Below are 15437 nucleotides of genomic sequence, written 5' to 3'. Positions count from 1 at the left end.
ATTATTTCAAAAACCATAAAAAACAGAGAGAGTGAAAAACATCATGAAAATAAAAGCGATACTCTTTGATTCAGGACGAGTTTTGAATCACCCCAGGACAGGACATTGGTTTATTCCACCTAATTTTTATAAATATATTGATAAACGTGTATTTGAAAAGCAAGGAACTGATGTTTTACAGAAGGTGTTTCAAATTTGCTTAAAGAGATTAGATGAGCAAGATTATGTTTTAACTGAACAAGAAGAATATGAATTGTTTGTAGAATTTTATAGTGAATTTTCTGATCAACTTCCACAATTACAACTAACAAAAACAGAAATAAACTGTATCGCGAACGATACAGTGTATAATGACGAGAAATTCTTATTCCATGATGATGTGTTTGATGTTATCCCAAGATTAAGTGCTGCCTATAAATTAGGTGTTGTCTCGGATACATGGCCTTCATTAGAAAGGGTTTTTATTAATCTAAATTTACGGAATTATTTTTTATCTTTTGTTATGTCGTCAATATTAGGAGTTAGGAAACCTAATGAACTTATGTATATGACTGCTTTGAAGGAACTGAATGTTAGTCCCAATGAAGCTATTTTTGTAGATGACAACATTCATAATTTGGAAGGCGCGAAGAAGTTAGGTATACATACTATATGGCTTTTAAGAGGCAGTGAAGAAGTTATTAATGGAGATTATAAAAGTATCAAGGACTTATTTGAATTGGAGAGAGTAATTGAAAACTTTTGATTGATATTTCAAGGATGCGAAGTGACTTCGTATAACACCGTATTCACGCTGCGGTGGGCAAGCCCTCTTGGTCTTCCCGAAGTGAATCAAAGAAGTGGAGCATGCAGCTATGATCCGCAAGGCGATGACGGCTACCCGATCCCGGAATATTATCGGACATTCTACTGCATCGAGTTCGGAACCGGTCAGGTCGTGCTTCAGCATACCTATAAGGACGGTAAAATCGCCGCCATTCAAATCAGCCCGGACGAGCGATTGCTAGCCGTCGGCTTATTCGGCGCTACGATGGCCGTGTGGGATATCGCCAGCCGGGAAGTCGTGGCGGAGCGTGATGATTTTGTCTGGCTTGGCCTGCCTTCGCATGTGGGCATGACGCGCAGACACTCGCCTTCACCAAGGCCAGTAAGCGGCTTGTGTATGCCGCCTAACGTTCATATCATCATTATGAGCCCTTCATCATTGCGGTATGGAAGCGCGGCCAGACACGCGCGGAGCCGATGTTCACTGGCAGCCTCTATGTTGTGTGCGGCATCCATCTTGATGAAGAGCGGGATGAGCTGTGGGTATACGAGACGCCGGCCGTCCGGATCAGGAAGTTCAGTACGTCAGAGTTGATTCAACGATATAATCCCTATCAATGGTCCAATTCGCGGTACATGATCTCCAACGCCGTGTCCATCAGCGCCCAGGCCGGAGCCAGGATGGGAGGATTCGGCTTGGTTGAAGTTAAGCTCCGGATGGAAGATAGGTCGAATGGCGGCTCGCCTTAGTTGAAGTTGAAGTCGCGTTTTCGCGTTTATGGAAGGGGAAGCTATGTTTTCATATGATCTGCTGCCCGAATCGATCCGGACTCGCATTGCGGACAAAGCGGCGGATCTAGACGGATCTAATGGATGACTGGCTTTATCGAACCTATGATTTGCATGAGGATCCTTATCATGTTTTAAATTGATGTGTGACTTCTGTTCTGGCACCTGATACAATTTCAAAAGTATATTTGGGGCCCATCTATGTCGGCGTGTTCCGGGACAAAATAGGGAAGAATCCTTGCGTCATGTCTTAACGAGGCTCTACTATATTACGGTTATCGTGACGTGGGCGGATGAACTGTATCGGTTGGTAATGCTGGCAAAAATCCATAGTCTCTTGGTCGTCGCCGATGCAAGGGGGGAGCCTCCGTAACCACATTAGAAGATTCCTTTTACTATATGGGGATTTTAAGGGAATTTATGGAACTTAATAAAAAATGACAATATAAAGGAGGAATTAAAGATGTGGCTCGACTTCCTGGGTGAACTCGAAGAAGTGGGGCAGACCCATCAGAAAGAGGTTCTCATGGAAGAATAGAAACACCCCAAGATTAATGATATTAAGTCTGACTGATATCCTACATAACGATGGTGTTGTTATCAACGAAAGTGAGGTATATCGTTTCGCGAAGCAATGATTTTAGTAAAAGTCTTTTTCGATAAGAAATATAATGTGTTTCAATTAGTACATGTTCATCCACTGGAATATAAGCGTTCAGGTTTAGTACTACATTCTGAAAGCCCAGCGGATGCCGCCTAGTGTAGATGCTACCCGGACGGACTTCTCGCCTATGATAAGCTGTTCTTTGTCGATGACATTCAAGTCAATTTCGATACAAAGCTTGTTCTTGTCGTTCACGCTCATTTTGATGTTCTCAGGTGCCTTCTTAGGGTCTGCGCGCTTCTTTGCTTCACGCTCGAATTTAGGCATAGTAATTTCTTTGTTAATCATGGTTAATAAGGCTCCTTTGGTGTGGTTTGACTACCTTTGGTAGCCCTGATTAGCCCATGAGAGAGCAGACTTATTCCCTACTTACGCACACATCCCTGATGGACTCCGAGTGCGATTATAGTTATCTTTCCCAAACATGATTACCATCTAAATATCAGACTTGTCATGCAATGACGGTACTAGAGTTCGGGAGCTTGGTAACGGTAGCTAACCCGTGACATTCTCGCCTTGTTGGGCATGAACCGTAAAGCGTAGGCTGTTGCCATAGTTCAATCCGCAAAGTCTCGTACATAAGTACGGCAAGAGAAGTTACAACATCCCATGCACAGACGAATATATTGCTTATGTCGTGCATGTTTGGTGTATTTGGTTTTCAAGGTGCCTAGCGCATCTCGCGCCTTTGCCGCGTCGTGCTTGAGTCTTCTGTTGACTCGTCCCGAGCGGTGCGGCACTCACTTGGGACGCTCACAATGTCTCACAAGCACAAACTGTTTACAAGCCTTTTGACGAGGGATTTTATTTAATTTTTTTATTTGTTCAGCCCCTAAATTCGTACTCCCCCCAGTGTCGCGGGTTTATTTGAAATCTCTTAATCAGCGCAGGAGTGCCATGACACCCACGGCAAATTTTTCGTGAACTTTGATGCGTTTGAGATAGATGCTATATACCTTGGGGTTGTGCGAGAGAAAGTCTCGGGAACAATGTCTCGGGGCATGGCGGGCAGGTTCTTGTGGGAGTTATTGATAAGTTGGAAATGGGGGGTTGACCATTTTACGTAAAATGGTTGTTTTGTTATGGAATGTTTACATCTTGCAAAGGGTGTGGTAAAATATGGGTAGTAAATTAATGGAAAATGGGAGAAGGTGCGTATAGGGTGGCAAAAGTATTGTCCATTGGGGAATTAATACAAAGCTACAGACACAATAGGGACATGACATTACCGCAATTAGCTGAATTGACAGGCTTGCATAAAGGGACGATATCAAAGGTCGAAAACGGGGACATTAAAAAACCGGAATATAAGACCATCAGACCGCTTGTAGATGCATTACAGATACCATTGGAGACTTTGGTAGAACTGCACATCACCGTGGAAAAGAGAGCAGACAGCCTACTTTTTGTGTTGCAGGACGTAATTCGGCACTCGGGCACTGCCGAACTAGTAACTAAAGTAGGCAGAAAGTTTCTAGAATCCCCCAGTGACGATAGTGAAGCATTGGTGGAACGGCTTTATGACTTCACGGGCCACGTGGAAAATAAGGAGATAAAATTAGCCCTATATCAAGTCATCGTTGACTATTCGCGCGACCATGGAATAATGACTTATTTGGCAAGAGGGCTGTTCCAGGTATACTTAATCGAACGGGATGACTTTACTCGGTTGCGAAAGGTATACGACAATGGCAAGCATATCGTGATGTATGCACATTTTCTGAGCGCGGAAGACCGCATCACGTTCCACTACAAGCTGGGTGTTCACGCTTATAATTTATTTATGTACCCGGAGAGCATTGAGCTTGCCCTTCAAGTGATTCAGGAAGCTGAACCTGACAATATGTACTACGTTCACGCGCTCTTCATATTGCGAGGGGCATATTATCAGATCGGAGATTACGATAAGTCTGAATATTACACTCGTCTATACTCACAGTTTGACGGCCCTTGCATTCAAGAAAATACGCTGCTAATGAACGCCATACTAAATTCCAAGAAGGGGAAGTTGGATGTAGCGATATCCCAGTTGAACTCACTATTAGAAACGTGCGATCGGGGTCTAGCTCTGTCAGCTTTGAATCATTTAATGATTATTTATTTACAGGAACACCGATTGTCCGAAGCCGAAAAATTACTTTCTTATCCGATCCATCCTGAACAGATCGATGCTAACAATCCCATCACGATTTCACAACTAGCTGAATATTATTATCATCGAGCCGAATATTTCATTGCTGTTGGTGAGTTTGAGAGGAGCATAATCGAGTTTCTCGAAGGCGCGTTTCACTTTTCTAGAGTGGATGATGCACGTCAAGAAAAACAGTGTATTCAGCAAATCATACAAAGTCATTTGACGCAAAATATACCGATGAACTTGCCGACCATGGAAAAACTGGCAGAGTACTACAAACGAACCGATTGGGAGGGATTGCGGTGAAGCGTTTCGCGGCAAAAGCATATATTGCTCTTCTGAGCGCTGTTGTTATCGGGGAAGCTGCGATATCTTTGTTGGGTAATAATGAAGGAACCGTTTTATGGTGACGCTCTATTTCGTCAATTGCTAATCTTGGTAACCTACGAGCAGAATATTTCATTAACATGGTAAGAGTACCGATTAGGTACTCTTTTTTTTGGTTATTCCCCTCAGTTTCCTTCAATTCTATTTAATGGTATCTACTGCGACCTGTTTTATACTTATTATAAGTAAGGCATACCATTATCAAGAACTGTGATATGAGGTGATAACAATTGTACATGACGATACACTAAATAAAGTTAATGGACTGAAACAAGCGTTAATCGAGATCGTACATGAAAAAGGTAAATTTACAGATGACGAAGTAGTCCGAGTTAGTCAACAGCTAGATATGTATATACTTGAGATTCAAAGAAATTACATAAAAAGGAAATATAAAAGGAGTTCGAATAAAAGGAAGCCGAAAACCTTTGTAAGAGGTGATTCAACAAAATAAGAGTAAAAGATTATGAATATTTGATCTTGTTATAATTCACCAGATATGGTAGAGTATTACTAGGAAAGATACTCTTCATTCCATCAATAGAAATAGAAAGTGCTCATTACATATAATGTTTTTCCTCCGCATAAAACATGATGCACAGTCTGCTTTCAATTTTGAAGAGATATCTTTACCTAAACAAAAGGAGGAGATTTGTTTGAAGAAAAGGTTGATCGCATCATTAGTAAGTTTAAGTATGGCGTTTGCAGCATTCACGCCAATGGCTTTTGCTGCACCTAAGCCAGAACTAACACAAAAGGAAGGGCACATAATTGAAATTGGGAAAGATGAATTCAGTAAAAAGCTTTTACGTTCGTTACCTACGATGGATCAGTACATCAAACTTGGGGAAGACAAGATGGAAATTGACCCTGCTGCAAAAGATGTTGTCGATATTGATGTCTACAATCATTATCAAAAGGGCGTAGATAATATTAATGGTGCGTTGCGGGATGGTAGTTTAATCATCCGTAACGGTCAAATCACTGCGTCGCCAATCCAAACGATCCAACCGCTCTGGTTTGCTAATACCTACTGGTGGGGAGTAGCTATTACTTTTGATGATGAGGAGACTAAGCACCAAGTATACGCATTAACACAGACATCAAATGCAGCAGCAGCTTTGGCTGTCATTGCAGGCACGGTGCCTGGAGGTCAGGCTGCGGCTGTTCTTACTGCACTTGAAGCTATTGGAATAAGTGCGCTTGCTACCGCATTAGATTATAATAATAAGGGAAATGGGTGCACGATAAATATTCACTGGCTCCCTGTGCCATGGGTTAATGTGACTTCAAATTCTTAAACGAATTGGGGGCGAATAAATGTTAATACCCTTTCTGATTATAATGACTGCCATCACTGCTTTAACGTTTATCGTCCTATTCCTTTCAAAATTCTTTTTTAAAAAAACTCACACTGTAATCAAATTGGCTTACCTTGGAATAACTTTAGCAATCTGTGGTATTGTGCATTCCCTGCTATATGGAGATGGAGTTCAAGGCCGGCACAATTTGGTTTTATATTCAATGATTATTCTTGCCATGATTATAGTTATTTCACGAACAAAAAAGAAACCCTAAACAGTAAACTGGTACCCATAGACTGCACTTTGAAAAAAGTGTTTAGGCTGTGGGTACTTTTTACAACAACTTGGGTTCGGCAGACATAAAAAAGGAACACCTTTTGTGTTCCTTTTAATTGCTTTGTAACTACTGTTTTGTTCTGTCAAGGGGCGCTTACCTAAGACCAGTCACCCGTTTTGTGGCTCGTCCTTTACAAATAGTCTACTTATCACACCTAGACCCCATCCCAAGAATGCAGCCACAAGCCAACCCGTCTTCCCGTTTTCCTCATCTATTAGATATTCCATTGCTCCAAAGTACGCTAGCGCAACACACGACAGGATGGATACCATGAAGCTTAGGGCTGGGCGTGAGTGTGTAAATGCCGCCATTAAAATGAAAATAATGATTCCAATTACGATTGTCATGGTTACGCTCCTACTTGCTCGAATAATTCGACAATGTACTGTTATCCCTTAGCTGGGTATACAGACGGTACAGCGTGGTCGCCGCTTCAGCTCTTGTCAGTGTCTTGTTTGGGTTAAAATTCCCCTCGTAGGCAGTCATTAGCCCTAGCTTTTGTAGGCTTGCAAGCTTGGTTCCTACGGACTTTGGACACAGCATCGTAAGCCCAGTTACTCGATGGAACGTCTTTGAACTGGCGAGTGGGGGAGTCCTCGTTTGTGACGTACTTATCGAATAATCGTGAAAACATGCTTACGAACTCTGCTTTAGTAACCCCCTTATCAGGCTTAAATGTCCCATCATCATATCCTGTAATGACCCCATTTTTATTCATGAAGTCAATAGCTTTGATTGCCCAAGGGTGTTTGGTATCACTCACGTCTTTGAACGTAGAGGTCTGCGCGTTCACGGCAGAAGAGCCAAGTACTAAGGATGCTGCGATTGTTAAAACAAACGCAATTTTCTTCATACTGTTTACCTTCCTTTTCTGTTTAGTGGTGGTTGTTCCCACATATTAGCATAGAACGACTTCATTCGTACATACACTTGATGAAGCCAGAGAGGGAGTTAATTTAGCAGAAGATGCTTTAAGAATATTGATAGAAAGAGCAGAACAGAAGTGTAAAGATGTTTGGGAGTTTATTGCATTGTCTGATCTTAAAACTGTAAAACAATATTTTGGGGTGAGGATATTTCAATTGATAGAAATAGATTAAATGAAGTCCTAGAAGATGAGATGTACGAAATTTGCAGTGAAATTGTTTATAACGGAAACGTGCAAAGCTCCACAGAAAGCTTTGCCAATGGCCTGGTAAGAAGATTAAAAAATAAGTTTTAAGTATTTCATTGAAGAGGAAACTTCAACTAACACCGTATCTGCGCGCGGGTCATCACGGGAATCATTGGTGCTTAGGTGCATATTTCAATAGGGTTCCTGACGATGGAGCGGAATCGGCAGAGACACCCCCACCACCAAACCGCGTCACGGCCAGTCAATTCGTGGACTTAAAGTGGTGGGGCGTCGTTTCGTTTTCCGTGAAATATCCTTCGGCTGTTATTCCCATTTGAAAAATCGAATTGAAACGCTAGTGCAGATTATCACAAGTATAATCATCACGAGAACCGGAAGTAGAACACTATGGATAGGCAAGCCAAGCGAAGCAGCTTTCATCAGCTTAATGCCCTGTGTCAGCGGTAGTATATCGGCTGCTTTTTGAAGTGCCTTGGGCATAACCTCATAAGGTAAGGTAGCACCTGAAAAGATGAGCATTGGAAAATATAACACACTGGCTAAGATACCTGCTATTTTACTGTTTGGCGCTACTCCACCTACCAGCAGTCCTATGCTGAACATAGATAGCATCACCAATAGGTATGAACCTATAAAGTGGGACCACGCCCCGTTCAATTGGTACCCCAAGAAAATCGTTGCCGTAGCATAAACAAGGATGAGAGAAATGATGGAATAAAGCGCGTAGATTACAACCTGTACCGCTAAAATAAGGGAAGGACTGGTTGGCGTTACCTTGAACCGCTTCAAGATTTTCTTATGGCGGTAGTCGGATATGACTAAAGGAAGTCCCATTACTCCACCAGCACAGATGGCAATCGCCGCCACTGCTCCAAAGGATTGCTCCAGAAAGGTATAGTTCGCACTATCGAAGGCTGGTTTATTTCCAAAAACAGCACCAAGAATTATCACGACTACAACAGGCATGCAAATGGAAAAAATGAACATGTCCATCCCACGCAGGGATAACTTGAGCTCCGTTTTGAGCAGAGTGCTAAATGCTTTCATTCTCTTCTTCCTCCCCGTCCGTATGCCAGAGATAGGCATCCTCCAATTTTTCATAAGGGCTGGCTGAAACGGCTTCCTGCACAGTTCCATAAAAGATGCTTTTCCCGTTTTTTAAAATCATGATTTTGTCACACAGAGCTTCTACCTCGTCCATAAAATGAGAGGTCAACAGGATGGTCAGTCCTTTCGCCTTTAAATCAGAAAGAGATCTCCAAACATCACGCCTCGCTCTTGTATCCAGTCCGGTTGTCAGTTCGTCCAAAAACACAACCTCGGGATTTGGAATCAACGCAAGGACAATGAACAAGCGCTGCTTTTGCCCCCCCGAAAGTTCGCTTACCTGGCTTTTTAATTTTTCTGAAAGTCCGAACTGCTTTATTAAATCCGTATAATCTAAAGAAGTCTTGTAAAGGGACTGCTTAACCTCACAAAGCTCGGCTACCGTTATTTTGTCTTGATAATGAGCCTCTTGAAATTGAACGCCGACTCTCTCAAACAGCTTTTTGCGGTCTTTTTGCGGATCCATCCCCAAAATAGATATCGTCCCGCGGTCATGTTTTTTTGTGCCAAGCATGCACTCAATGGTGGTGCTTTTTCCCGCACCGTTAGCTCCGAGCAACCCGAATACTTCCCCTTGGCCAACGGAAAAATCGACATTTTCTACTGCATTGAGAGCGGCATAAGACTTACTCAATTGATTTACCTGGATTGTTGTTTTCACGCTGCAAAAACCCTCCTTTTTTTACTATGAGAAAAGAATAACACCAGGCTTAAGTCTGGTGTTAAAGTGTAGGGTTTGTGTTGAATCGCTTTTTCATTTTTTTCAGACGGGCAAGCATATCGTATGCGTTCTTTTCAGCATATTGCAGGGAAGTAAGCAGCTTGTCGCACACGGAAATGATGTCCTCATCTTCTTTCGGGGTATCAATTTACGGATATCTGCTTGGGGATTGCTGGATAGAGCGCAGAGCATCCGCAAAATCGCTGCAAGAGAATAATTCGCGCATCGCAGAGAACGTATGATTTTCAGCCGCTGAAGGTCTTCATCGGTATACACCCGATAGCCATTTTGCTTTCGTTTCACAGTCAGTAACCCATTAGATTCCCAATTTCTTAGCGTATCCATTGAAATTTGCAGGTGGTTGGCTGTTTCCTGTCTGGTAAGAACAACGCGGTCCATTTCTTGTTCATTGCCCGATAGTAACTGCTTGGCAATAGCGATAGCTTCTTCGGCATTTCTTTGTTCTTTTTTAATTTTCTCCAAATAGTTTTTCGCAAGTTGGATGGCCTTGTCAAAATTTCCGGTAGCCGATGTCTTAATCGTCTCAATTGCCATTTTGCGCAGTCCGTTTTGCAGAACTTCTACCTGTAAAGCGGTTCTTACCAGCTTGATTTGCTCCATGTGAAAATCTGTGAAAATGCGGTAGCCGTTAGGTTTGCGCTCTGGTTTAGGGATTAACGCAAGTTCTTCATATAGACGCACCGTATTGGGGTGGATGCCGTTGCAACGTGCTATTTCTGCTGTTTTATAGGTAATCATTTCATCAGCCACCTCCGATTGTTTAACAATTATAGCATCCGATAGAAGTCTGGTGTTATAGTGGAGGCTTCCCCAACACGAATGCGATCTTTCCCTCACGGAAACAATAAACTTGCTGCTGTCTTTTTTTGTGTCTAAAGGAAAACAAAGCGTGTTGTCGAATGGTTATGCATAAAGGAGGCTGGAACATGATCTATGTGGTTCGACACGGGCAAACCGATGTGAATAAAGAAGGTAGGATCCAAGGGAGAAACGGGCTGCCCTTAAATGAAAATGGGATCAAGCAAGCGGAGGATCTCCGAGAGTCGCTTCAACATATCAGGTTTGACTACGTATTTTCTTCACCACAAGCAAGAGCTGTGCAGACCGCCGAGATTGCGACGGGGATGCAGGCTGCTGTCGATCCCAGGCTGAATGTGTATGATTTGGGGGAGGCGGATGGGTTGCCGAAGGGCGAAGTGAAAATGTTAGGGGGCATTCCGGATCCTTCTGTCTATAAAGGGGTAGAAGATCCCCGCAGCTATGCTCAGAGAGTATTTGCATTTATGAACGAGCTTATGGCGAAGGACCGTTTACAGGAAGCGAATATCCTCATATCGGGTCATAAATGCATCACGGGATGCATTGGTGCCTATTTCAATGGAATTCCTGACGATTGGAATATTTCGATATACTCTTCAGGCAATGGCGAGTATAAGGCATACCCATTCCAATTCAATCGTAATGTCCACTTATAAAGAAACGTGTAGAGTATGGACCAAGTGTTGCGGCACTTGGTTTTTTCATTGGCGGCAGATCGAACTCCTTCTGGAGACCGATGCCAAAATACATCGGCTGCAGGATGCAGCTTTTTCCGTTTGGTATATTGTGGAGATTAGGCGCGAGGGGTCGATTACTAGCTAAACTCAGACCTGGGAGCCCGTCGGAACCACTTTCTGTATCGTATGACATAGCGAGGAGATGTAATCCAATCAAGGCTCTTGATGGTGTTGATTTTTCCATATCAGAGGGAGAATTCGTCGTTATTTTGGGAGCAAGCGGTGCTGGTAAAAGTACGATTTTGAATATACTTGGCGGGATGGATACGGCTACCTCCGGTCAAGTGTTTGTCGGTGATCAAGAAATAACAAGATTGAGCGAAAAAAAATTAACAGCATATCGCGGTGAGAAAGTTGGCTTTGTATTTCAATTCTACAACTTAATTCCGAATCTAAACGCGCTAGAAAATGTTGAATTTGCCACCGAAGTATGTAAGAACCATCTGGATGCGAAAGATATTTTACAAAGAAGCATCATTAGTAACGGCGTCGATTGCAGGGGCCTACTCCCTGCCTGACATTACATTCTCACTTTCATTATTTTCAATCATTCTCCCCTCATTTTCTCTAGTGCTTTTGGAATCCTGTCATGTTATTTAAGTGGCCGAACCATATTAAAAGAACGTGCAGCTCAGGCGATGCGTCCGAAACCGCCAAAGAAAATGAAAAAGCTATTCATTGAAAGAGTTCCGGGCATCTGGTGTCATATTTCCTATAGCTACAAACTCATTTTGAGAAATATATTTTTAAATAAAGCCAAAGCTATAGCGAGCTCAGTTGCTGTTGTTGTAAGCACGGTTTTATTGATTACTGCTTTTGGCATTCAAACGGCCTTGCTCAAAGTAGCTAATCAATGATGAAAAAGAAAATGCCACTTTAGTTGTTACTAAAAAAGAAAATAATCTCATTCATTTCTTTGACGAAAATGACAATAGCATATCTTTAGAAAATCATGGTGTGCTGGTACCCAAATCTTACGCTGACAAATATCATATTGTAGAAGGGGATGTCATCCAAATAAAAGTTCACAGCACCAGGGCTTAAAAATAAATCTGTAGATATGAAGGTGTTACATATATCTACACAGTATTCGAATCCGTCGTTTTATAGCACACCAGACTATGTAAAGAGCTTTGGCATAGACTAGAGTCCAACCTAGCTTGTAGTTGAAGCAAATAGCTCTACAGATCTGATAAGCGTTCGTAACTTCTTTGAACAAAATCATTATGTAGATGCCATTGCAGATAAGAATGATCTCAAGAAATCAGCTCAATATATGTTGAAACAAAACAGTTTTGTATTTATCATGTTTATCACTAGTGCCGTCATCCTCTCCTTTGGCGCCATCTATACGATATCTCCATCAACATTTATGAAAGGAATCGTGAGCTTGCAACACTTAAGGTATTAAGCTATCAAAAAAATAAAATAAACGGACTGATTTTTTTTGAAAACATCATCCTAACCACATTTGCAGTAATTGTAGCTTTACCGATTAGCGGCTATGTTTATACAATTATTGTAAAGGAGGCTCTGTCTAGTACCCATCAACAAATCCCAGATAAGTATCAAAAACCCGCATAAATTGGGGGTTTTTGATACTTTATTGTTGGGAGATGAAAGGCGTTATCCCTTAAATTCCTGGACCCATGTATTGTTATAATAAGCAATACCGATATGGGTATAACTATTATTCAATATATTTGCTTTGTGGCCTGGGCTATTCATCCAATCATTCATAACCTGGGTTGGGGTGGTTTGCCCTTTTGCGATGTTTTCCCCAGCGGAATTGTATGTGATCCCGAATTCCTTCATCATATCGAAGGGGGATCCATGTGTTGGAGAAGTATGATCAAAGTAATTGTTGTTGTACATGTCCTGTGCCTTGACCATAGCCATATTTGACAATTCTTCACTCATACTCAAGGAACTTAATCCTGTTTTGGACCTTTCTTGATTTACTAGATCCAGAACCTGCTGCTCGAATGCAGATGAATTATTATCCCTAGTACCTTCCTGTACTTGCCCTGTTGAACCTGTCGGCTCATTTCTTTCCGGATTTCCTGTAGGTGCCTGGTTTGCTGGATTTCCAGCCGGTGTTTGAATCAGATCCAACAAATCCAATCCAATTCCATTTTGTGCTTCTTTTGTTGTAATAGATGATCTCCCTGTCCCAGGCGTAGCTGTTGATGATGCCTGTGTTAGGACAGTGTTTGGCGTAGCAGTATGAGTTGACATTCCCGTTTGCTTAGGAGTCACTTGCTTTTGCATCATATTGTTCTGGGTCGTACAGCCTGTGACCAATATTAATACTGCTATTACGAAAAACCTTACCATTTGCAACCCCTCCTAGGTCCATTAATTAATGAAGTTACCGGATTTAGGATTTCCTGCATGCCCTTTACTTATTCCTCATTATGCTTTTCTCCTTATCCAGTACCTTTTTATGATCGGAAACGCCTTATGGAGACCATATGTGGCGACACTGACATTCCATATAGGCTATCCGCTGTAAGTGGAACACGGCTTGACACATCGAGGCTCAAGGAGCCCGAGGTGATGTAATTCTACCGAAGTGAGTAGTCAACTTGGTGGATGGGGAAGGCTTTCCCAACAGGAAATGCGATCCTCCCCTCACGCAAACAATAGACTTGCCGCTGTCTTTTTTTGCGTCTAAAGGAAAACAAACCGTGTTGTCGAATGGTTATGCATGAAGGAGGCGGGAGCATATCTATGGGGTTCGACACGGGCAAAAGAACGATAACAGAACAAGACATACCGTTTCTATGGATACCTGTTTATGAATCATTATACGTGCCGGATGGCAAGGAGCCCTTCAATCCAGGTATCATACGAGAACCCTCCATTTCCAAGTATGGCGACTTTATCGCCTTGGGTTCCAAATCGATAAATCATACCAAGGAAAAGGCTACGGCAAGCTGGCATTGAGAAGGATCATTGATTTCATTCGCGAGAATCATCCCCTATGCAGGCTGATCTCCTTAACGGTCGAGCAGGACAACAAGGCAGCTCAACGGCTTTATGAAAGCATCGGCTTTGTGAACCAACAGGAGAATAATCAAGATGGTGAAGTCATTTATAAACTTTTTCTAGCATAATACTCGATGCCGGCGGTATCATTTCGTTAACGCAATTTTTGTAGATGCAAAAGAAAATCACGGACGCAGACCGTATCCGAGAAAAGAGCGTTATTTTGAAATTTTGTCCATGGGCAAATCAATTGTGGTATCGGCCACGGCTGATGTTATCTCTAGTAATATTGCCTCACAAAGAGTGGCTTACCGGGTAGGATATTATCCGGCGTTTGTGACGGATTGGCGATGTGAGTTTAAAGATTTTGAAACGATAAGCCCGTTTTCGACTTGATGGCAGTCTTGGCTACCGCCCATTGGTTGTCAGATGTATAATCAAGGAAGAAATACGTTAAAGCGCAAAGGAGATAAAGCAATGAAAGAAACAAGAATATATAAACAAGTTAATAACTGTTCAATATATGCAGATATATATTACCAAGGCGCGAATTCGCCGGTCATTTTGTACATTCATGGAGGAGCATTGATTTTCGGCAGCAGAGAAATGCTTTCCTCAGAACAAATCGAGTTTTTTAAGCGGTCTGGGTTTAGTGTGGTTAATATTGATTACCGGCTGGCACCAGAAACAGAGTTTGAATGTATTATAGAAGATATTAGAGATGCAATAGATTGGGTTAGAACAAAAGCAACAGAATGGTATGATTTTGACATCGATAATATGGCGGTAATGGGTAGTTCCGCAGGCGGCTACCTGAGTTTATTAACGGGAACAATGGATATAAAACCTAAAGCCATTGTCTCATTCTATGGATATGGAGATATTCTAGGTGAGTGGTATGCTCAGCCTAGTGAGTTTTACTGCAAGAAACCGATGATTACTAGAGCATCAGCAATAAAGCAAATAGGTGATGAAGAAGTAACCGCTGGTAAGTGGAATAGATTTGAGTTTTATCTTTATTGCCGCCAACAAGGAGTCTGGATTCAAGAAGTAACAGGAATGGATCGTATGAATGATGTAGATAAACTAACCCAATTCAATCCAATAAATAATGTTTCGGTAGACTATCCACCCACATTATTTCTTCATGGAGATCAAGATACGGATGTTCCCTATGAGCAATCTGTCATTATGCATGAGAAGCTCAAGGGAAAGGGAGTTTACTCTAAACTCATTACAATGGAAGGTGCGGATCACGTTTTCGATCGTAATTTTAAAGATCCAGCTGTGCAAAGAGCCTTTCATGACGTCTTGGAGTTCCTAAAAACTTATTTGTGCAAATGAGTCGAAGAACTACCGCACGTCAGTGAACACACATAACACGATATCTGCGCTGTGGGCATTCGACCCTTGGTTCGCAACGGAGTAGTCAGCTCACAACCCTGCAAGTCCAAGGCCGTCGGACCCGGCGCGGAGCGACTTAGCCTCTCGGGTTCGCAGATACAAAATTCTGATATCATAAATCT

General features: G+C 42.2%; 16 protein-coding genes and 2 pseudogenes. 10 read left to right on the top strand and 8 right to left on the bottom strand.

Annotated features, from left to right (window positions below; genetic code table 11):
- Positions 1-43 precede the first annotated feature (43 nt).
- Entirely contained in the window at positions 44-745 is a 702-nt protein-coding gene (locus DQX05_RS07780) for an HAD family hydrolase (RefSeq protein WP_119792377.1), read from the top strand.
- 21 nt (positions 746-766) lie between these two features.
- The gene (locus tag DQX05_RS30250) at positions 767-1360 is read left to right on the top strand and encodes a hypothetical protein (RefSeq protein ID WP_147385165.1); all 594 of its coding nucleotides are present in this window, start codon (positions 767-769) and stop codon (positions 1358-1360) included.
- A 921-nt stretch (positions 1361-2281) separates the two neighbouring features.
- Here DQX05_RS30250 and DQX05_RS07770 read toward each other — a convergent pair.
- Positions 2282-2506 carry a hypothetical protein gene (locus tag DQX05_RS07770; protein WP_119792373.1) on the bottom strand — a complete coding sequence of 75 codons (225 nt, stop codon included), beginning with the start codon at positions 2504-2506 and terminating at the stop codon, positions 2282-2284.
- An 874-nt stretch (positions 2507-3380) separates the two neighbouring features.
- On the opposite strand from DQX05_RS07770, the gene DQX05_RS07765 reads away from it, so the two are divergent.
- The 3 genes from DQX05_RS07765 to DQX05_RS07755 all read left to right on the top strand — a co-directional run bounded on the left by DQX05_RS07765 (position 3381) and on the right by DQX05_RS07755 (position 6040).
- Positions 3381-4658 carry a helix-turn-helix domain-containing protein gene (locus tag DQX05_RS07765; RefSeq protein WP_119792372.1) on the top strand — a complete coding sequence of 426 codons (1278 nt, stop codon included), beginning with the start codon at positions 3381-3383 and terminating at the stop codon, positions 4656-4658.
- Positions 4659-4959: 301 nt separating this feature from the next.
- Positions 4960-5193 (top strand): aspartyl-phosphate phosphatase Spo0E family protein, encoded by a 234-nt coding sequence (locus DQX05_RS07760; RefSeq protein ID WP_119792370.1) that lies wholly within the window; start codon positions 4960-4962, stop codon positions 5191-5193.
- Positions 5194-5395: 202 nt separating this feature from the next.
- Positions 5396-6040 carry a hypothetical protein gene (locus DQX05_RS07755; protein ID WP_119792369.1) on the top strand — a complete coding sequence of 215 codons (645 nt, stop codon included), beginning with the start codon at positions 5396-5398 and terminating at the stop codon, positions 6038-6040.
- A gap of 447 nt (positions 6041-6487) precedes the next feature.
- On the opposite strand, the gene DQX05_RS07745 is transcribed toward DQX05_RS07755, so the two are convergent.
- From DQX05_RS07745 to DQX05_RS07720, 6 genes are all read right to left on the bottom strand, one after another.
- Positions 6488-6727, bottom strand: a complete 240-nt coding sequence (locus DQX05_RS07745) for a hypothetical protein (protein WP_119792365.1) — start codon at positions 6725-6727, stop codon at positions 6488-6490.
- A 10-nt stretch (positions 6728-6737) separates the two neighbouring features.
- Entirely contained in the window at positions 6738-6866 is a 129-nt protein-coding gene (locus DQX05_RS33055; protein ID WP_182914664.1) for an S-layer homology domain-containing protein, read from the bottom strand.
- Positions 6841-7233: an S-layer homology domain-containing protein gene (locus DQX05_RS07735; protein WP_119792361.1), complete on the bottom strand. Its 393-nt coding sequence runs from the start codon at positions 7231-7233 to the stop codon at positions 6841-6843. Before DQX05_RS07735 ends, DQX05_RS33055 begins: the two co-directional genes overlap by 26 nt.
- Before the next feature lie 585 nt (positions 7234-7818).
- Positions 7819-8562 carry an ABC transporter permease gene (locus DQX05_RS07730; RefSeq protein WP_119792360.1) on the bottom strand — a complete coding sequence of 248 codons (744 nt, stop codon included), beginning with the start codon at positions 8560-8562 and terminating at the stop codon, positions 7819-7821.
- A complete protein-coding gene (locus tag DQX05_RS07725; protein WP_119792358.1) occupies positions 8549-9283 on the bottom strand; it encodes an ABC transporter ATP-binding protein in 735 nt (244 codons plus the stop codon). The genes DQX05_RS07730 and DQX05_RS07725 overlap by 14 nt, the downstream gene beginning before the upstream one ends.
- 102 nt (positions 9284-9385) lie before the next feature.
- Positions 9386-10102: a MerR family transcriptional regulator gene (locus tag DQX05_RS07720; protein ID WP_259391849.1), complete on the bottom strand. Its 717-nt coding sequence runs from the start codon at positions 10100-10102 to the stop codon at positions 9386-9388.
- Positions 10103-10290: 188 nt separating this feature from the next.
- On the opposite strand from DQX05_RS07720, the gene DQX05_RS07715 reads away from it, so the two are divergent.
- From DQX05_RS07715 to DQX05_RS07705, 3 genes and pseudogenes are all read left to right on the top strand, one after another.
- Entirely contained in the window at positions 10291-10839 is a 549-nt protein-coding gene (locus DQX05_RS07715; protein WP_119792356.1) for a histidine phosphatase family protein, read from the top strand.
- Between the two features lie 212 nt (positions 10840-11051).
- Positions 11052-11405 (top strand): annotated as a pseudogene (locus DQX05_RS07710) (ABC transporter ATP-binding protein); the annotation flags it as partial.
- Positions 11398-12486 (top strand): annotated as a pseudogene (locus tag DQX05_RS07705) (ABC transporter permease); the annotation flags it as partial. The pseudogenes DQX05_RS07710 and DQX05_RS07705, both read left to right, overlap by 8 nt.
- A gap of 60 nt (positions 12487-12546) precedes the next feature.
- On the opposite strand, the gene DQX05_RS07700 reads toward DQX05_RS07705, so the two are convergent.
- Positions 12547-13257, bottom strand: a complete 711-nt coding sequence (locus DQX05_RS07700) for a CAP domain-containing protein (RefSeq protein ID WP_182914663.1) — start codon at positions 13255-13257, stop codon at positions 12547-12549.
- A 467-nt stretch (positions 13258-13724) separates the two neighbouring features.
- Between DQX05_RS07700 and DQX05_RS07690 the strand changes: the two genes are divergently transcribed.
- Together DQX05_RS07690 and DQX05_RS07680 are read left to right on the top strand one after the other, a co-directional pair.
- Complete coding sequence (locus DQX05_RS07690) at positions 13725-14039, top strand: GNAT family N-acetyltransferase (RefSeq protein WP_310735650.1); 315 nt, start codon at positions 13725-13727, stop codon at positions 14037-14039.
- Positions 14040-14388: 349 nt separating this feature from the next.
- Entirely contained in the window at positions 14389-15255 is an 867-nt protein-coding gene (locus DQX05_RS07680; protein WP_119792352.1) for an alpha/beta hydrolase, read from the top strand.
- The last annotated feature ends 182 nt before the right edge of the window (positions 15256-15437 follow it).

It is taken from the genome of Paenibacillus thiaminolyticus, from assembly GCF_003591545.1.
In the GTDB taxonomy this organism is placed as follows: domain Bacteria; phylum Bacillota; class Bacilli; order Paenibacillales; family Paenibacillaceae; genus Paenibacillus_B; species Paenibacillus_B thiaminolyticus_A.
The sequence above is the reverse complement of the archived record's forward strand: the minus strand, read 5'-3'. Positions and strand labels throughout refer to the sequence as shown.